Annotated in this window: 16 protein-coding genes and 2 tRNA genes; 15 read left to right on the plus strand and 3 right to left on the minus strand. The window is 45.7% G+C overall.

What is annotated here, in order from left to right:
* Positions 1-233 precede the first annotated feature (233 nt).
* From KOG47_RS04865 to KOG47_RS04880, 4 genes are read left to right on the plus strand one after another with little or no spacing between them, the layout of a single operon-like run.
* A complete protein-coding gene (locus KOG47_RS04865) occupies positions 234-995 on the plus strand; it encodes a metal ABC transporter ATP-binding protein (RefSeq protein WP_074036635.1) in 762 nt (253 codons plus the stop codon).
* Entirely contained in the window at positions 992-1,849 is an 858-nt protein-coding gene (locus KOG47_RS04870) for a metal ABC transporter permease (protein ID WP_214690748.1), read from the plus strand. The genes KOG47_RS04865 and KOG47_RS04870 overlap by 4 nt, the downstream gene beginning before the upstream one ends.
* Complete coding sequence (locus KOG47_RS04875; protein ID WP_012726625.1) at positions 1,842-2,267, plus strand: Fur family transcriptional regulator; 426 nt, start codon at positions 1,842-1,844, stop codon at positions 2,265-2,267. The genes KOG47_RS04870 and KOG47_RS04875 overlap by 8 nt, the downstream gene beginning before the upstream one ends.
* A gap of 35 nt (positions 2,268-2,302) precedes the next feature.
* Positions 2,303-3,691 carry an NAD(P)H-hydrate dehydratase gene (locus KOG47_RS04880; RefSeq protein WP_215243830.1) on the plus strand — a complete coding sequence of 463 codons (1,389 nt, stop codon included), beginning with the start codon at positions 2,303-2,305 and terminating at the stop codon, positions 3,689-3,691.
* A 31-nt stretch (positions 3,692-3,722) separates the two neighbouring features.
* On the opposite strand, the gene KOG47_RS04885 is transcribed toward KOG47_RS04880, so the two are convergent.
* A complete protein-coding gene (locus KOG47_RS04885; RefSeq protein WP_214690750.1) occupies positions 3,723-4,307 on the minus strand; it encodes a hypothetical protein in 585 nt (194 codons plus the stop codon).
* Positions 4,308-4,382: 75 nt separating this feature from the next.
* On the minus strand, positions 4,383-5,504 hold the full coding sequence (ispG, locus tag KOG47_RS04890) for a flavodoxin-dependent (E)-4-hydroxy-3-methylbut-2-enyl-diphosphate synthase (protein ID WP_012726622.1): 1,122 nt from the start codon (positions 5,502-5,504) through the stop codon (positions 4,383-4,385).
* 219 nt (positions 5,505-5,723) lie between these two features.
* On the opposite strand from ispG, the gene KOG47_RS04895 reads away from it, so the two are divergent.
* Positions 5,724-7,418: a methyl-accepting chemotaxis protein gene (locus KOG47_RS04895; RefSeq protein ID WP_251131844.1), complete on the plus strand. Its 1,695-nt coding sequence runs from the start codon at positions 5,724-5,726 to the stop codon at positions 7,416-7,418.
* Positions 7,419-7,452: 34 nt separating this feature from the next.
* On the opposite strand, the gene KOG47_RS04900 is transcribed toward KOG47_RS04895, so the two are convergent.
* A complete protein-coding gene (locus tag KOG47_RS04900; RefSeq protein ID WP_214690751.1) occupies positions 7,453-7,893 on the minus strand; it encodes a hypothetical protein in 441 nt (146 codons plus the stop codon).
* A gap of 180 nt (positions 7,894-8,073) precedes the next feature.
* On the opposite strand from KOG47_RS04900, the gene KOG47_RS04905 reads away from it, so the two are divergent.
* From KOG47_RS04905 to pstB, 10 genes are all read left to right on the plus strand, one after another.
* Positions 8,074-9,717, plus strand: coding sequence for a Na/Pi cotransporter family protein (locus KOG47_RS04905; protein ID WP_214781476.1), 1,644 nt, complete (start codon positions 8,074-8,076; stop codon positions 9,715-9,717).
* Between the two features lie 106 nt (positions 9,718-9,823).
* Positions 9,824-9,897 (plus strand) — tRNA-Met (locus KOG47_RS04910).
* 7 nt (positions 9,898-9,904) lie between these two features.
* Positions 9,905-9,978, plus strand: a tRNA-Ile gene (locus KOG47_RS04915).
* A 113-nt stretch (positions 9,979-10,091) separates the two neighbouring features.
* Positions 10,092-11,564: an alpha-amylase gene (locus KOG47_RS04920; RefSeq protein WP_196430863.1), complete on the plus strand. Its 1,473-nt coding sequence runs from the start codon at positions 10,092-10,094 to the stop codon at positions 11,562-11,564.
* A gap of 84 nt (positions 11,565-11,648) precedes the next feature.
* Entirely contained in the window at positions 11,649-12,257 is a 609-nt protein-coding gene (locus KOG47_RS04925; protein ID WP_074033338.1) for a superoxide dismutase, read from the plus strand.
* A 157-nt stretch (positions 12,258-12,414) separates the two neighbouring features.
* The gene (locus KOG47_RS04930) at positions 12,415-14,478 is read left to right on the plus strand and encodes a peptidoglycan D,D-transpeptidase FtsI family protein (RefSeq protein WP_214690753.1); all 2,064 of its coding nucleotides are present in this window, start codon (positions 12,415-12,417) and stop codon (positions 14,476-14,478) included.
* Positions 14,479-14,631: 153 nt separating this feature from the next.
* Complete coding sequence (locus tag KOG47_RS04935) at positions 14,632-15,570, plus strand: PstS family phosphate ABC transporter substrate-binding protein (protein ID WP_196430860.1); 939 nt, start codon at positions 14,632-14,634, stop codon at positions 15,568-15,570.
* A gap of 83 nt (positions 15,571-15,653) precedes the next feature.
* A complete protein-coding gene (gene pstC / locus KOG47_RS04940) occupies positions 15,654-16,598 on the plus strand; it encodes a phosphate ABC transporter permease subunit PstC (RefSeq protein WP_012726614.1) in 945 nt (314 codons plus the stop codon).
* A 1-nt stretch (position 16,599) separates the two neighbouring features.
* Complete coding sequence (gene pstA, locus KOG47_RS04945) at positions 16,600-17,511, plus strand: phosphate ABC transporter permease PstA (RefSeq protein ID WP_012726613.1); 912 nt, start codon at positions 16,600-16,602, stop codon at positions 17,509-17,511.
* Between the two features lie 110 nt (positions 17,512-17,621).
* Positions 17,622-18,383 (plus strand): phosphate ABC transporter ATP-binding protein PstB, encoded by a 762-nt coding sequence (gene pstB / locus KOG47_RS04950; protein ID WP_224862754.1) that lies wholly within the window; start codon positions 17,622-17,624, stop codon positions 18,381-18,383.
* Positions 18,384-18,397 lie beyond the last annotated feature (14 nt).

Here is an 18,397-nt window from a genome sequence, read left to right on the forward strand (position 1 = left end):
AAATCCTTCAGGGCAGGGACTGCCCGACGAGCTTGGTCCATAACCGTGGCTAGTAAAAGTACGGTCTTCCCAAGAAGCTCCCACTTCAATTTGTGAAACAGATAAGTGGCGAGTAGTTCACCATTTGGCTAGATGAAACCGGTCTTGCTTGAAGGTATGCGTGATATTCTGTATAATACAAACGCCTAGAAAGTAGAAATGATTACGATTTAACATATGAGAGAAGGGATTAGATGACTACATCTGTCGTCAAATTAAACGAGGTGTCTTACTTCTATGATGGGACACCAGCCTTACAAAACGTATCGATTGATATTCGACAAGGGGACTTTGTCGCAATCGTTGGAGAAAACGGTTCTGGGAAGTCGACTTTGATTCGAACCATTCTTGGATTACTGAACCCGCAACAAGGGTCGGTCGAATTGTTCGGCAAGCCCATTTCGCAGTTTAAAGACAAGTCTCGTATCAGTTACGTTTCCCAAAAAGCGGCTTCCTTTAACTCGGGATTCCCGGTTACCGTCGAAGAAGTTGTTGCGATGGGCAGATATGGACGTCTCGGTTTATTCAAACGTTTAAAAATGGAAGACCAGGCAGCGATTCAAAATGCGTTACAAACGGTCAACATGTGGCAGTTTCGTCATCGGAAAATTGGAGATCTGTCCGGTGGGCAACAACAGCGTGTTTTTATCGCTCGGGCGATGGTCAACCAGCCTGATCTATTGATTCTCGATGAGCCGACCGTCGGCGTGGACCAAAAACACTTACAAGATTTTTATGAAGTCTTGCATATGCTTCGTGAACATACGACTTGTACGTTCGTCCTCGTCACCCACGATTTAAACGTGGTGACCGATCTTGTCACGAAAGTCGTCCATCTCGACCGCGGACGATTAGCATGCAATTGTGGACTGAGAGAATATAGCGAGCTCGGAGAACTCGCATCGTCCATCAAACCTTATCCTGTCAAAGTTCTTGTTCACGAGGGAACGACATGATCACAGATCTTTGGACATATAGTTTTTTACGTTATGCGTTCATTGCAGCACTTGTGATCGGGTTTACCGCACCGCTCATCGGTTCATTCATTGTAGTGAGACGGATGAGCTTGATTGCCGATGCATTGTCACACATGACGCTTGCCGGAATTTCGTTCAGTTTATTTCTCGGACAATATATCGCTCTATTCGCTGACCTGAACCCCCTGTATATGGGAACGCTCATCTCTGTATTGGCTGCGTTAGGACTCAATTGGCTTCGAGGTAAATATGTGCACTTCCAGGAACTATCCATTCCGATTATGATGTCCGCAGGAATGGGACTTAGTGCCATCTTTATCTCGCTATCACGAGGATTCTCGGTCGACTTGTCCACACTCTTGTTTGGATCGATTTCAGCTGTGAGTCAATCGGACATCACATTGATTGTCAGTGTAGCCGTCTTGACGGCCTTTGTGATTCTTATTTTCTATAAGCAGTTGCTGTTCTTGTCATTTGATGAAGAACAGGCAAAAGTGTCAGGATTACCGAGTACGATGCTTCACCTTTTATTCATGTTCATCGTAGCGCTTGTGATTGCCGTCAGCATGCGAATTGTTGGAACACTTCTCGTATCTAGTTTGATTACGTTACCCGTCGCAGCGGCGCTACGCTTTACTTCGAGTTTCAAACAGACCATTATGTGGTCCATCATCTTCGGAGAGGTCGCGACAATCGGTGGACTTGTCCTTGCGTATGATCTCGATGTCGCTCCGGGCGGTGTTATCGTATTGATAGCAGTCGGTATTTTAGCAGCCGTCATGGCGTTCGAGAAAGTCATGAGTTTTAAGAAAAAGGAGGTACAACATGAATGAGACTGAACAATTGAATCGTCTTCGTGCATCTTCTTTAAAAGTGACGCCGAAACGTCTTGAAATGTATGCTTATCTCTCTGAAGAAGACCGATATATCAGTGCGAAGGAAGTACTCGAGTACATGCGAGACAAACATCCGACGATGAGTTTTGATACGGTGTATCGAAATTTGAAGTCGTTTGCGGAGGAAGGATTACTTGAAGCGACGGAACTCGATGGTGAGAAATCCTTTCGAGTCACCTGCAGTGCGGCACATCACCATCATCATTTGATTTGTCGGAGCTGTGGAAAGACGAAACTGCTCGATTTATGTCCGATGCGCTTTGTAGAGGCGCTCGACCCTGAATTTGAAGTGGTCGATCATAAATTTGAGATATATGGGTATTGTAAAGAATGTAAGCAAAAGGGATTGATTTGATTCAATCCCTTTTTTGTATCGAAGGGGGAGGTTAGATGATCTATACAGCTGCTGAGATTAAGCAGATCGATCGCACAGCGATTCAAAATGGGATGCCCGAAGAGGTGTTGATGGAGCGAGCGGCCTCGGCGATTGTGCCTCACATTCGAATCGATTCGCAGTCTACCATTTTGGTGATTTGTGGCACAGGCAACAACGGTGGGGACGGTTGGGTCGTAGCTCGAGAGATTGCTATGAAAGGGCATGAGGTCAGCGTGTGGTCACCGTTAGGGAAAAGTCAAACGGAGGCGGCTGCAATCCATGCTTCCTATGCATCTTCATTCCTTCGCCTTGTGGAACGGCCAATCCAAACAGATATCATCATTGATGCCTTGTTTGGCGTTGGGTTGTCCGGTCCCGTGACTGGTCAAGCGCGGGAAGTGATTGAATGGGTGAATCGTCAATCGACGCCTGTCATTTCGATTGATGTACCATCAGGCATACCGAGTGATCATGCTCGAGACTTTGATGATATAGCGATACGGGCGACGTATACGTATTCGTTACACGGTTTCAAACGTTCGACATTCTTAAATCGGACTGCTCCATTCTATGGCAAAGTGGAACGGATTGATATCGGACTCCGACATACATCCGATTGGAAGGTGTTGACCGAAACTGATTTCGATCGATCTCTTTTGGAGCGCGACCAATTCAGTCATAAGACGACATATGGACACGGGATGCTTATCGGGGGGAGTCGTCATTTTCTCGGTGCGCCATTCTTGGGTGGTCGTGCTGCAACTCGTTCTGGTATCGGCTTATTACGTCTCTCCATTCCACGTGAAGCGATCCCGCTTATCTCAACACTGCCTGAGGCGATGTATCAGCAACACACCGATGTGGTGGAACAACCGTACGATGCACTTGCCATCGGTCCCGGTATGATCGAAGGGGAAGCGTTGAATCTCATTTGGCAATACGCAAAACAGCAGTCTTGTCCTGTCATCTTGGACGCTGGGGCACTATCGACGAAACGATTGGAAACCCGGGGGCCGCTTACGCTGACACCGCATCCAGGTGAATTTTCAAGATTGACCGGAAAATCGGTTGAAGAGATCGAGGCAGATCGGTTTTCCATCGCTTGTGAGTTCGCGAAGCAACACCGAGTCCATTTGATTTTAAAAGGAACGTATACGATCATCGTTACACCTGACGGAACAGGTGCCGTCAATACCGTTGAAGCATCGGCGTTAGCGAAAGGTGGAAGTGGGGACGTGTTGACCGGAATCCTACTTGCGCTATGGGCTAGAAGAAAAAAGCCTTCGGCACCGAACGAGCAAGCGGTGCTATGGCATGCGCTCGCTGCCAAGTCGATTAGCCAGAGTATACACCCCGCAAGTGTACTCGCAAGCGATATAATCGAAGAGCTCGGACGAATTTAAAAGGCAAGCCCGATTGTGTCGGGCTTGCCTTTTAACGTTGCTGTAGAACGATTTGTTTCTCCAATTGCGCGACATGGTGATACGCCTCACGCCATGTCGAAATGCGAGTTACGCCTTCAGGTAACGTCTTACGATTATAGGGTGCGTCGAATAGGAGTACTGGAATTGACGTTTCTTCATGAATCGAGATGGCATTCTCATACCGGTCTTCCATAAACAGTTCGAGTGACAAGTCTTTGACGACATTGATTTTATCGTGAGAACCGGTCATGACCAACGAATCAAGGGGCAAACGATGCTGTTTGATCCATTCTTCGGTAACCGGTCGAACCGCCTCACTTCGGGCGGTGACGTAATGCAGGTGATGTTGCTGCTTTAATTCCCATAACACATCCAACACATCAGAGTGCGGAAGTGAACGACGGTAAATCGCTTCTTCATGCCCCTCTTCAATCATAAACTTCCAAAATTCATGTTGCTCCATCGTCGTATACGTGTGCAACTCGTACTCGGTCGCACGATGATAGTCAATCGAATAGCCGAGTGATTCATTCATATATATAAAACAACTTTTAGGATCTGTAACGGTTCCATCCAAATCAATGCCGATTCGCATCTCATCACTCCTCCTCACATGCCCTCTATTCTATCAAAAACCCGTACGGTTGCAACCGTACGGGCATGAGATTCATTAATTTGATTGGTTTGCGAGCTCTTGTTCTTCGCGCTCACGTTCCGCCATTTTTTCAGCAGCGATCGCATCGATTTCTTTTTTCAATTCTTCGACCATCGTCGCCTCAGGCACTTTACGGATGATCTTTCCGTGACGGAAGAGAAGTCCTTCATTACGTGCGCCTGCGATTCCGATGTCCGCTTCACGAGCCTCACCAGGACCGTTTACCGCACATCCGAGAACGGCAACTTTAATGTTGACGTTGATGTTTTGGATGTATTCTTCTACCTCTTTTGCAATCGAAATCAAATCGATTTCAATTCGTCCACATGTTGGACAAGAGATCAAAGTCGCGGCATTTGCTGCAAGTCCAAATGACTTGAGCACTTCTTTCGCAACTTTTACTTCCTCAACCGGGTCGTCTGAAAGTGAAACTCGAACTGTTGAACCGATTCCAAGAGAGAGAATCGCACCGAGTCCTGCAGCCGATTTAAGTGAACCGGAGAAGAGTGGACCTGACTCTGTGATGCCGACGTGAAGAGGATAATCAAACGTCTTCGCAGCGAGTGTGTAGGCTTCGAGTGCAAGGTTTACGTCTGAAGCTTTGAGCGAGATGATCGTGTTATAGAAGCCGAGATCCTCGAGAATCTTCACGTGGTGCATCGCACTCTCGACCATACCTTGCGCGGTCGGATATCCATACTTTTCAAGGAATTGTTTTTCTAATGATCCGGCGTTGACACCGATTCGAATTGGAATCCCTTTTGCTTTCGCCGCATTGACGACGGCCTCTACTTTCTCACGACGACCGATGTTACCCGGGTTAATCCGGATTTTATCGACGCCACTTTCAATGGCTTTTAAAGCAAGCTTGTAGTCGAAGTGGATGTCGACGACGAGCGGGATATTGATGCGGCTCTTAATTTCTGCAAGTGCGTCAGCTGCACGTTCGTCTGGACAAGCCACGCGAACGACTTGGCAACCAGCTTCCTCAAGACGCTTGATTTCGGCAACTGTTGCCTCGACGTCATGCGTTTTCGTAGTGGTCATAGATTGAATAATGACTTCGTTCGATCCTCCGATAATCAAGTTACCGACGCGGACCGGACGTGTTAATGAACGATGCAAAATTTCTGACATATACGTAATCTCCTTCTTTTGGAAAGAATCCAATCGATTTAAGATGATAAGGTTTCTTCATTATCATAACGAAAAGAATGTGAAAAAGCATCTAGGATGCGTGACGGATGTGTGCTCTTTACAAACTCTAACGCTATCTTAACATCTACTTCATAATTTTCCACCGTCTCAAGACCGATATATAGGCGAGATTAGAAAAAGAGGTGGCTTAACGTGAAGATGAATTTCAAGCGCAATCAAATGAAGGGTACGGGACGAAACGCTCGACTAAATCGTCATTTTAAAATAGGGCACCGCCTCCAATGGACGCTTATGCCAATCATATTACTTGTCTTTATCGTGACGTTTAGCTGGTTCGCCCTAAAGTCTGAACAACTATTGTCCGCAGAAATCGAGCAGCGCCTTATGCGAGAAGTTACGGTCATGCGAGAATCGGTGAAGACGTCGTACAGTGCATATGTAGCAAACGAGAAGCAACTCAACCGGTCATTAAAATCTACTTATATGCAACAAGCTTCTATTCTATCGGGAGATGATTTTGAAGCAGCGCAATTTTTAGTACGTGGAGAGTCTGTTGAGCAATTGAGTGGGTCAAAAGGAATGAAAACAGAGCAGATTGTAGGGAAAGTTTCACAAACGACAACATCTGAAGTAGAAGAGACAGATGGTTTACTTATAGCATCGGTCTCGATCCCTGAGCTAAAAGCAGATTACGTTCTCGTTGTCACGAAAGAATCTGCGCTTGGTCCAATGACTGAACTGCGAAAATATATCACGTTCATTTTATTCATTGCGATGATTGGGATGGCCATCCTCTTTTCGCGATTGATTCATCGTGAAGTCAAACCGTTGAGTGTATTGGCCCATTCATTGCGCCGTGCCGTTGAAACGCGTCGTTTCGATGACGTGGCACTTGGAGCGAAATCCAAAGAAATCCATATACTCGAAACCGAGTTCAACACGTTCATTCAATTATGGAATCAGTCCATGGATATGATGGGGAAGACAGCGAGTGCATTTCATCAAAGTCTTCCAATCTTCCAACAAGAACTGATGAACAGTCATCATCAGATTGAACAATTCCGTGAAGTTGCGGTTACGGTAGAACATACGAGTCATTCATATCAGTCGGTGACAAGCGATTCTACATTCAAAATGAGAGAAGTGACACAACAAATAGAAATGCTGGAACATCAAATTTCGAGTGTGGACGACCGTGGCAATCGACTGAAATCCATATTACATGAAGAACTTGAAACGTTCTATTCTGTGAAAGAGGCGAGTGATTATGTTGAGCAACAAGTGGAGAGTATTCAACAAAAGCTTGAAGAGAGTGAGTCGAACTCTTCAAAAGCGGATGAGGCGCTAAAGTGTATCCTATCGGTGTCGACAGCTACGAAGATGTTGTCGCTTAACGCATCGATTGAGGCAGCCCGCGCAGGAGAACATGGTAAAGGATTTGCTGTTGTTGCCAATGAAGTTGGGAAGTTAGCAAAAATGACGAATGAAGCGACACTCCTCGCGGTAGATGCAATCGAAGCATTGAACGAAGAACGAAAGGACCTGTTGTTTGAAGTTAATGACTTTATCAAAGAAGTGCATCTATTAAAAGATGCTGTTTATCGAGTAGAGATTGGAATCGGAACAATCGACCATGAAATCAAAGTTCAGTTAGATGAGTTTCAGTCCATCTCGGATCAAACGTCACATACGGGGAGACAGCTCTTGCAATTAATCGAATCGAATGAGCGGTTGCGAGAAATCAGTTCGTTACTCGAACGAAAGTTATTCGAGCTGAACGACGGTGTCGAACGATGGTCCAATGTGCAGTCTGCCTTACAGTCTGCAGGTACTGACTTGAGTGACCAAAGTGAAGCATTGAATCAGACGCTCGAGGAACTTTCTCCGGCATAAAAATAACGACAAGCGTTTACGAAGACGCTTGTCGTTATTTTTTTTTTGGCACTTTCGTTAAAGGGTAGGTGATATATCCGAGTCCAATGATGAAACCAATCCATATAAGAGACGGGTTCATGTGGTACAACACCACTAATATAACGGTAGGGACGAATGTCATCGCCACGGCATATGGCCAAGCTTGACGGTAGGCCCACATGTTTTTCGAGTAGACTTTTGTAACCAACTGAACATATAAAGCCATGATGGCGACCCAAAGTAAATAGAAAAAGAAAATGGCGAATCCGTGTAAGAATAGCCACATCGGAACGAAAAAATCAGGACGAATCACAATAAAGTCCAAGACAGTGATCAGAAGCGTCAACACGAGAGTGGCTCCCATATAAGCATGGAGCGGGGCTAAACGAAGACGCAATACTTGCTTAGATGGGACAAGACTTGTTCGGAGGAACGTCAAAATAGTGGACAACATACTAAAAACTCCAATCTGTTATATTACAGAAGTCAATAAGATGCATGAAGTGGTACAGTGTTTTAATAAAACTTTTACATTAAACGTGTTTACATGATACTACCGATGAAGGCATAATGAGTAGGGCATTAAAAACCAAGCAAATCCAACCAATTCTTAATTAAAAGGAGTACAAAAATCGTGGAATACAATTTGCAAGAAATGTTATTCATGTTTTTTGGAGGTCTAGGGATCTTCCTCTTCGGGATCAAATCGATGGGAGACGGACTCCAAAAGTCTGCAGGGAATCGCCTGCGAGACATCCTTGATAAGTATACAACGAATCCATTCCTTGGGGTACTCGCCGGGATTATCGTTACTGTATTGATTCAATCATCTTCAGGTACAACCGTCATTACGGTCGGACTTGTTAGCGCCGGGTTCATGACACTCCGTCAAGCAATCGGGGTCATCATGGGGGCGAACATCGGGACGACGGTGACGGCGTTCATCATCGGATTCGATGTCGGTGAGTACGCGCTCCCGATTATTGCAATCGGTGCAGTATTGTTGTTCTTCTTTAAAAAAGAAAAATTACAACACCTCGGTCAAATCTTCTTTGGCTTCGGGATGTTGTTCTATGGACTTGAATTGATGGGAAGTGGGATGAAACCACTTCGTTCAAGCGAATATTTCATCGACTTGACGCAATCAATGAGTGACAATCCGTTCCTCGGTGTCATCGTTGGTACAGTATTTACCGTGATTGTTCAATCATCGTCTGCGACGATTGGAATCTTGCAAGAACTATATGCTGGTGGTTCCATCGATTTAGGTGCTGCTTTACCGGTATTGTTCGGTGATAACATCGGAACAACGATCACAGCGATTTTGGCATCGATTGGTGCATCAGTTGCCGCACGTCGTGCAGCAGCGGCACACGTCATCTTTAACTTGATTGGTACGACAATCTTTATGATCTTATTAGTTCCGTTCACAAACTATATCTATTGGATCACAGATCTCTTGGCGATTGAGGATAAGATGCAAATCGCATTTGCACACGGTACGTTTAACGTCGTCAACACATTGATCCAGTTCTGGTTCATCGGAACGATTGCTTGGATTGTGACGAAATTGGTCCCAGGTGAAGACTCAATCGTCGATACGAAAGCACAACATTTAGACCCTATCTTCATTCAACAGTCACCTTCGATTGCAGTCGAGCAAGCGAAATACGAAGTCATCCGCATGGGAGATTTCGCAAAACTCGGTCTCGATGAAGCACGCAACTATTTGACGACTGGCGACAAGAAGCACGCTGAAAAGTCGGCACATATCGAAGAAGCATTGAACTCGTTGAATGCGAAAATTACAGATTACCTCGTGAAATTGGCTGCCGTTGATTTGACAGAACAAGAATCACAAGAACACAAAACACTCATGCATGCCATCAACGATATCGAGCGAATCGGTGATCACGTTGAGAACATCATCGAGTTGATTGATTATAAGACAGCTACTAAAGTGACGCTTTCGGCAGATGCACAAAAAGAATTGACTGAAATGTACGACCTCACACGTGCGACGTTAGAGAAATCTCTTCAAACGTTGGGGAGCGGCGACATGATTGAAGCACGTAAAGTCATTGAAATGGAAGCGAAACTCGACATGCTCGAGCGTCAATTCCGTAAGAACCACGTCGTTCGTTTGAACACAGGTGCTTGCGATGGACAAGCAGGTATGTTCTTCGTCGATATGCTCTCGAACTTGGAGCGAATCGGTGACCATGCTATGAACATCACGGAAATCACACTTGAAGATGCAAACGAAGTAACCGTATAAATCAGAAGCACTCCAAATGAAATTTGGGGTGCTTTTTCTTATTCGGCAAGGAATACTCCTTGACACTCCAAGACATATTCAGTATATTATTACTGTATAACAACATGGCGGTGTAGCTCAGCTGGCTAGAGCGTACGGTTCATACCCGTGAGGTCGTGGGTTCGACTCCCTCCGCCGCTATTTATAAGGACCCTTAGCTCAGCTGGTTAGAGCAGACGGCTCATAACCGTCCGGTCGTAGGTTCAAGTCCTACAGGGTCCATTCGTAAGCGACGTCACAATGTGAACGTCGCTTTTTTGTTTTCAATCTAAAATTGCTGGGTAAATACTCGTTAGCATTTTGTTTTTTGAAAAATATGAAATGAGGCGGACAAAATGGAACGAAACCACACCATGATGCAATTTTTTGAATGGCATGTCGAGGCAGATCAAAAGCATTGGAAGCGACTAAAAGAGAGAGCAGCCGACTTAAATAAAGCAGGAATCACTGCACTTTGGCTACCACCTGTCACAAAAGGGCAAAGTGATCAAGATACCGGTTATGGAATCTATGACTTATATGATTTGGGTGAGTTCGATCAAAAAGGATCGATTGCCACGAAATACGGTACGAAAAAAGAACTACTTGAAGCGACAGCCTATTGCCAACAAGAACTCGGGATGCAGATTTATATGGATGTCGTCATGAACCATAAAGCCGGGGCGGATGCGACCGAGAAGTTTGAAGTGTTAGAAGTAGATCCCGACGACCGTACGAAAGTCCTTTCAGATGAAGCGTTCGAAATCGAGGGATGGACAAAATTTGATTACGAAGCTCGTGATGGGAAATACTCTTCATTCAAATGGGACTTCACGCACTTTAACGGAACGGATTATGATGCGGCGACTGATCGTTCCGGTATTTTCTTTATTGTTGGAGAAAACAAAAGATGGAATGATAACGTCGACGATGAATTCGGTGTCTATGACTATTTAATGTTTGCGAACATCGATTACCACCATCCCGATGTGCGTGAAGAAGTGTTGAATTGGGGGAAATGGTTCATCGAGGAGACGAAATGTGATGGATTCCGTCTTGACGCCATTAAACACATCAACTATGACTTTGTAAAAGAGTTCAGTCAGACGATGCGGGAAGAGAAAGGTGACCAATTCTATTTTGTCGGCGAGTTTTGGAAATCTGACCTTGATGCCTGTCGTGAATTTCTCGATAATATCGATTACCATGTCGATTTATTCGATGTCCCGCTCCATTACAAATTACATCAAGCCTCGGAGGAAGGGGCCGCGTTTGACATGCGAACCATTTTTGATGATACGCTCGTTCAGTCACACCCGCTTCATTCCGTGACGTTCGTAGATAATCACGATTCACAACCCGAGGAGGCGCTTGAGTCATGGGTGAAAGATTGGTTCAAGCAAATCGCCTATGGTCTTGTCTTACTTCGTAAAGATGGTTATCCATGTGTCTTCTATGGCGATTACTACGGTATAGACGGTCCTCACCCGACTGATGGGATGAAGCTCGCCATTGATACGCTCCTATATGCGCGCCGAGAGAAAGCGTACGGGGAGCAGGATGATTACTTTGATGATGCAAACGTCATCGGGTGGGTACGAAAAGGTGTGGAGGAAATCGAACGTTCCGGATGTGCCGTCCTCATTTCAACTTCTGATGAATCTGAAAAGAGAATGTTTGTCGGGGAAGAACGTGCCGGTGAAACATGGGTCGATTTAACGAATACATTGAATGATCGAATTGAGATTGATGAAGAAGGATTTGGGGTATTTAAAGTGTCGGCGGGGTCGATTTCAGTTTGGGCATTGCCAGAAGAAGATGTCGAATAAAGCATTACAATTGAGTCGACCGTCACATATCTGTTACATTTAAGACGAACGTTGTTCAAAACACTTTTAAGGGGGATTTTAGTAATGGCTAAATTTGAATTACCACAACTTGATTACGCATATGATGCACTCGAACCACACATTGATGCACGCACGATGGAAATCCACCACACGAAACACCACAACACTTACGTCACAAACGTAAACAATGCACTCGAAGGAAAAGATGTGGAGTACTCTTCACTCGAAGACTTGCTTCAAAAAATCGATTCGCTTCCTGCTGACATTCAAACAGCTGTCCGCAACAACGGTGGCGGTCATTGGAACCACTCGTTCTTCTGGAAGCTCTTGAAGAAAAATGAGAACGGCACACCGTCTGGCGATCTCGCTGCTGCAATCGATGAGTCGTTCGGTAGCTTTGATGCGTTCAAAGACGAATTCACGAAAGCTGCAACGACTCGTTTCGGTTCAGGATGGGCTTGGCTCGTCGTGAAGAACGGGAAACTCGAAGTCACGTCTACACCAAACCAAGACTCACCAATCATGGAAGGTGTTACGCCAATCCTCGGTCTTGATGTATGGGAACATGCTTACTACTTGAACTACCAAAATCGTCGTCCTGACTATATCAACGCATTCTTCCATGTCATCGATTGGGATTATGTGGCGAAATTATACGCTGACGCAAAATAAACTGGTCTTACCCGGGGTTCTTATACGAATCTCGGGTTTTTTTGTGGTTTTCATTAATTTGTAAACAAATTATGATATAGTGAAATTCGGACAAAACGACAGGGATTCCTGTCCTCTATAATATAGAAGGAAATGAACGTGGAGGGAGTAAACGGACTTGGCAAAAAATCGGGTAAAAGTGCCGAAAAAACGGCGAAACCACTTACCGTTACGCTTAAATTTACTATTTTTCATCGTCTTCATTCTATTTGCGACCCTCATTTTTCGATTGGGTGTCGTACAAATCGTGAATGGTGAACTGATTGCTCGGGAAGTACAGAAAACGGAGTCGAGTAAAATCAAATATGAAGTGCCGCGAGGTAAAATCTACGACCGGAACGGTCAAGTGCTGGCGGATACGATTTCAAACTACTCGGTCATGTATCGCCGCTCTCAAGTGACAAAGACGGATGAACGTTTAGACGTCGCGAAAAAATTGGCGGAAATCGTCGACATTCCAAAAGAAGACCGTAAAATGACGGAGCGAGACCGAAAGGATTACTGGATTGCAACGAATCCGGAATTGGCGCAAGAACGGACTCAAGCGTTATTGGAAGAATTATCGGAAGAGGAGCGAGCCGCATTGTCTAACCAAGACGTGGACCGGCTCTTGCTTGATTCAATCACCGAAGAAGAGATCACGTTTGATGATGCGACAGAAGAAATCATCGCCATTAAACACAATATGGAGAGTGGCTATGCACTCGACCCACAGGTCATCAAAATCGGTGCAAGCCCGAAAGAGATGGCGGTCATCGAAGAGAACTTAGAGCAGTTGCCTGGAGTGAGTGTCGAACCTTACTATCAACGGGATTATCCGTATGATGAGACGTTCAAGAGTTTCCTAGGAAGTTATCGTCAAATTCCGGCGGAACAACGTGCATCTTATCAGGCGAAGGGTTACGGGTTGAACGACCGGGTTGGTACCTCCTACTTGGAACAACAGTATGAAGACGTCCTTCGGGGAACGCCGGCCTATGATGTGTTCACGACGTATAAAGGGGAGCCGGTCGGTGAACCGACACGAGTGAGTGGGAATCCAGGGAAAGACATCGTCTTATCGACCGACATCGAGTTCCAAAAAGAAATCGATGAGATCTTGAAAAAGGCGATTCGCGCAGGGCGCTCTGGAAGTCCTCATTTCGACCGAGCATTCGCTGTCGTCATGAATCCACAAACGGGTGAATTGCTCGCCTTATCTGGACAAGAACTCGATTTGGAAACGAACGAATTCAAGGATGTATCGACCGGAACGGTTCTTCGCGCCAGCCAAATCGGATCAACCATCAAAGGGGCGACGGTCGCCTATGGATTCGAAGAAGGTGTCGTGAAACCGGGAGAATATATTTATGATGCTCCGATTCGGATTGGTTCGTCAGTGAAAGCTTCCTACCGGAATATGGGGAACATCAACGACTTAGATGCACTCGCGATGTCATCGAATATCTATATGTTCCAAATTGCTTTGCGTCTGGCTGATTATTACTCGACAGGTCAAATTGTCGGGGAAAATGTCACGCAGGCGTTCGAAACGATGGAACACTACTATAAACAATTCGGTCTCGGAATCGAAACAGGGATCGACTTGCCGTTTGAGTCGACCGGATTCCGTAGCATCCCGGACCGCGTCACGCTTCTAATGGATATGTCGATCGGACAGTATATTTCTTATACTCCGATTCAATTGGCGCAATATACGTCAGCATTGGCGAACGGTGGCTATCGTGTACAACCACACTTGCTGAAAGAAATCATTGAGCCGGGTTCGCTTGATGAGAACAATAAGCAAGTCGTGAGCACGTTCCAACCGAATGCGTTGAATAAAGTCGATATCCAGGATGAATACATTCAACGTGTCCGTGAAGGATATCGTCAAGGGGTTGAATCTGCGTCCGGTTCGTCTCGCATTTTACAGGAGACCGGTATGACGGCTGCAGGTAAAACCGGAACTGCTCAAGCAATCGCGGAAGGGGCAGATGGTCAGGCGAAACGAAATGCGAACGGAGAACCGATTAAGACATTGAACTCAAACCATGTCGGTTGGGCACCGTTCGATGATCCGGAAATCGCTTGGGCGATCATCATGCCTGGACTTGAGGCGGAAGGAATCAATACGCGTGTCGCGCACGACATCATGAAAGCTTACTTTAATCTAGAAGACGTCAATGCAATGCTTCAGTAAAAGAAGTCACTTCGGTGACTTCTTTTTTTGTCTTTACAATTCTTTTACGTTCCGTTTATTTCTCGTTAATAGAAGTTCATTAGGATATTAATTGTAGGACAGAACAACAAATCCACAACAAAAATCAAAGCAAACTCAAGGAGGACGTCACAAATGTCTTGGATGAAAAAATCAGCTTTACTCGCTTCAATCACTTCAGTCGCACTCGTAGGTGCTGCTTGTGGGAACAATGAAGAAGGTGGCGCTGCTGAAGGCGGCGATGCGCTCTCAGGAAAAGTGGTCATGGATGGATCATCAACTGTATTCCCAATCATGGAAGCAGTCGCAGAAGAATTTTCAGCTGAACAACCAGAAGTTGAAGTGACAGTCGGTGTCTCTGGTACGGGTGGTGGCTTCAAACGTTTCGTGACGGGAGAGACAGACTTCTCGAACGCATCACGTGAAATCAAAGAAGAAGAAGCAGCCGAAGCTGAGAAAAACGGTGTGGAATTCACGCAACTCTCGGTTGCACTTGATGGACTTTCGCTCGTTGTAAACCCAGCGAACGATTGGGCACAAGATATCACGATTGAAGAATTGAATAAGATGTGGACGGACACAAGCGTAAAAACATGGAAAGACGTTCGCTCTGACTGGCCAGATGAGGAGATTTCATTCTTCGCACCAGGTAAAGACTCAGGTACATTTGACTTCTTCAATGAAGCCGTTCTTGACGATACGGACATTCGTGAAGACGCACAATTGTCAGAGGATGACAACGTCCTCGTCACGGGTGTAGCTGGAACGGAAGGTGCAATCGGATTCTTCGGATATGCATACTACATCGAAAACCAAGACACGCTTCGTGCCATGGCAGTCGAGGGTGTAGAGCCAACTCCAGAAACAATCAATGATCTTTCTTATCCACTCTCACGTGAAATCTACACGTACGTCAACAACGCTTCGTTGAAAGACAAAGAGCAAGTTGCAGAATTCGCACGCTTCATGAACGAAAACGCAGGTGCGCTCTCTGAAGAAGTAGGATATGTCGGTATGGAACAAGCGCGTTACGACGAAAACATGAAGATGATCGACGAAATCGCTGGAGAATAAGATGATAGGTGGCAGAAGGTGAGACACGGTCTCGCCTTCTCGCCATGCTTTCTAGTATGAAGAGGTAGGGAGCGATACACGAGATGAATGAACCGAACAATAAGCTTTCGATTCGAGAGATGATTCAACAAAATAAACAAAAGAAATATAGTACGACGAACGTGTTTGATAAAATCATGCCGTTCTTATTATTCTTGAGCGCATTCGTATCGGTCGTCACGACCATTGGTATTGCGTTCACACTAGGCTTTGAGCTATTCAAGTTCTTTGAACGAGTCCCTGTCGCAGAATTTTTAGGATCGACAGAATGGTACCCACTTAGTGCAGATCAGCGCTTCGGGGTATGGGCCCTTGTCATGGGAACACTCCAAATTACTGTGATTGCGATGATTGTAGCCGTCCCACTCGGTTTGGCGTCTGCGATTTATTTAAGTGAATACGCCTCTGAACGGGCACGACGTGTATTGAAACCAATTCTAGAAGTGTTGGCCGGTGTGCCGACCATCGTATTCGGTTTCTTCGCCTTGTCATTCATTACACCGATTCTGCAAGCACTCATCCCAGGACTTCAAATTTACAATGCACTCAGCCCAGGGATTGTCGTCGGGATTATGATTATTCCGATGATTGCCTCGATTTCTGAGGATGCAATGAGTGCTGTTCCGAAGAAAATTCGGGACGGTGCGCTCGGTTTAGGTGCGACACGTCTTGAAGTGGCGACGAAAGTTGTCATGCCTGCTGCGACGTCTGGGATCATCGCCTCTATCGTTCTCGGTATGAGCCGTGCGATTGGTGAGACGATGATTGTAACGATTGCTGGTGGTTCGCAGCCGAACTTCGAGTTCAACCCGCTCAATGCGATTCAGACGATGACAGCATATATCGTTCAAATCGCAAAAGGTGATGCAGGTTACGGCACAATCGAATATTACAGTATCTATGCGGTCGGTGCGTTGTTGTTCGTCTTTACCCTATTGATGAACCTATTCGCAAACTGGGTGACGCGCCGCTTCAGAGAGGAGTACTAATATGGCTTTACCGAACAGTGAGTTCAAGAATACGAAGAACTTGATGAATCGTGAGACCGTGTCTCAACGAATTAAACGACGTTTACAATTGAATGAAATATTTAAGTACATCTTTTTGGCGGGACTCGTCTTTGCACTCGTCGTCTTATCGACGTTGATTTATGACATCGTGTCAAAAGGTGCAGGATGGGTCGACCTCGATTTCTTGCGCAACTTCCCGTCGCGCCGTCCTGAACAGGCTGGATTATATCCTGCGTTGATTGGGTCATTATGGCTCATGCTATTGATCGTGCCGATGGTTTTTGTCATCGGTGTTGGAGCAGCGATTTACTTGGAGGAATATGCTCCGAAAAATCGCATGACTTCATTTATTGAAGTCAATATTTCGAACTTGGCTGGCGTTCCGTCAATCGTATTCGGATTGCTTGGATTGACGATTTTCGTCCGAGTCATGGAATTAGGGAACTCGATTATGGCCGGTGCCTTGACGCTCGGTCTCATGAGTTTGCCGATTGTCATCGTGGCCTCACAGGAAGCGCTACGAGCAGTCAAAATGGAATTACGACACGCTTCGCTAGCGCTTGGGGCATCGAAGTGGCAGACGACATTTAACGTCGTGTTACCTTCGGCGTTACCAGGGATCATCACGGGGATTATCCTAGCGGTTTCTCGTGCAATTGGTGAAACGGCTCCACTCATCATGGTCGGAGCGGCAACATTCATTTCAACGACACCGAGTAACATTTTCTCTGACTTCACGGCCCTCCCGATCCAGATTTACAACTGGACGAGCCGACCACAAGCAGAGTTCCAAAACTTAGCGGCAGCAGGGATCATCGTACTTATGACGATGCTCATCGCGATGAACTCGGTTGCAATCTATATTCGAAACAAATATACAAATCGACACTAAGTCTTTTTTGCAGATGAATGAGGAGGAAGCTCGAGATGATGAAACAACAAGAGCTCAACAAAGGAGATCAAAACGTGAACACAACTACGACAGAACCGACAACGACTGAGATGAAAAAAGATAGCGCCTATGTCGTCAACAATTTGAACTTGTGGTACGGAGAAGACCAGGCTTTGATTGACGTCAACCTCGATATTAAAAAGAATGAAGTCACGGCGATTATCGGACCATCTGGGTGCGGAAAATCGACGTTCATCAAGACGTTAAATCGGATGGTCGAACTCGTGCCATCGGTTCGGACGAACGGTGAAATTTTATACCATGGTCGTAACATCTTCGATCGCGGATACAAGGTGGAAGATTTGCGTACGTCGGTCGGGATGGTATTTCAACAACCGAACCCGTTCCCAAAATCGGTCTATGACAACGTGGCATACGGACCGCGGACGCACGGAATCAAAAATAAGAAAGTACTCGATGAAATTGTCGAGCGTTCATTACGTGGTGCGGCAATCTGGGATGAAGTAAAAGATCGATTGAATGAGAATGCGTACGGACTTTCAGGTGGACAACAACAACGTCTCTGTATCGCGCGTACGTTAGCGATTGAACCGGATGTCATCTTAATGGACGAGCCGACGTCTGCCCTTGATCCGATTTCTACATTGAAAGTGGAAGAATTGGTACAAGAGCTGAAAGAACAATATTCAATCATCATCGTGACACATAACATGCAACAAGCTGCCCGTGTTTCGGATAAAACGGCATTCTTCTTAAATGGAGAAGTTGTCGAGTTCGATGTAACAGATAAGATTTTCTCGAATCCATCTGACAAACGGACGGAAGACTATATTTCTGGCCGTTTCGGTTAAGGAGGAGACTGGAT

This window comes from Exiguobacterium sp. s121 (assembly GCF_018617245.1).
Classification (GTDB): domain Bacteria; phylum Bacillota; class Bacilli; order Exiguobacteriales; family Exiguobacteriaceae; genus Exiguobacterium; species Exiguobacterium profundum.

Coding starts and splice junctions, on each gene's coding strand:
- KOG47_RS04865 (WP_074036635.1), top strand. CDS start 234: ATGACTACATCTGTCGTCAAATTAAACGAGGTGTCTTACTTCTATGAT.
- KOG47_RS04870 (WP_214690748.1), top strand. CDS start 992: ATGATCACAGATCTTTGGACATATAGTTTTTTACGTTATGCGTTCATT.
- KOG47_RS04875 (WP_012726625.1), top strand. CDS start 1,842: ATGAATGAGACTGAACAATTGAATCGTCTTCGTGCATCTTCTTTAAAA.
- KOG47_RS04880 (WP_215243830.1), top strand. CDS start 2,303: ATGATCTATACAGCTGCTGAGATTAAGCAGATCGATCGCACAGCGATT.
- KOG47_RS04885 (WP_214690750.1), bottom strand. CDS start 4,307: ATGCGAATCGGCATTGATTTGGATGGAACCGTTACAGATCCTAAAAGT.
- ispG (WP_012726622.1), bottom strand. CDS start 5,504: ATGTCAGAAATTTTGCATCGTTCATTAACACGTCCGGTCCGCGTCGGT.
- KOG47_RS04895 (WP_251131844.1), top strand. CDS start 5,724: ATGAATTTCAAGCGCAATCAAATGAAGGGTACGGGACGAAACGCTCGA.
- KOG47_RS04900 (WP_214690751.1), bottom strand. CDS start 7,893: ATGTTGTCCACTATTTTGACGTTCCTCCGAACAAGTCTTGTCCCATCT.
- KOG47_RS04920 (WP_196430863.1), top strand. CDS start 10,092: ATGGAACGAAACCACACCATGATGCAATTTTTTGAATGGCATGTCGAG.
- KOG47_RS04925 (WP_074033338.1), top strand. CDS start 11,649: ATGGCTAAATTTGAATTACCACAACTTGATTACGCATATGATGCACTC.
- KOG47_RS04935 (WP_196430860.1), top strand. CDS start 14,632: ATGTCTTGGATGAAAAAATCAGCTTTACTCGCTTCAATCACTTCAGTC.
- pstC (WP_012726614.1), top strand. CDS start 15,654: ATGAATGAACCGAACAATAAGCTTTCGATTCGAGAGATGATTCAACAA.
- pstA (WP_012726613.1), top strand. CDS start 16,600: ATGGCTTTACCGAACAGTGAGTTCAAGAATACGAAGAACTTGATGAAT.
- pstB (WP_224862754.1), top strand. CDS start 17,622: ATGAAAAAAGATAGCGCCTATGTCGTCAACAATTTGAACTTGTGGTAC.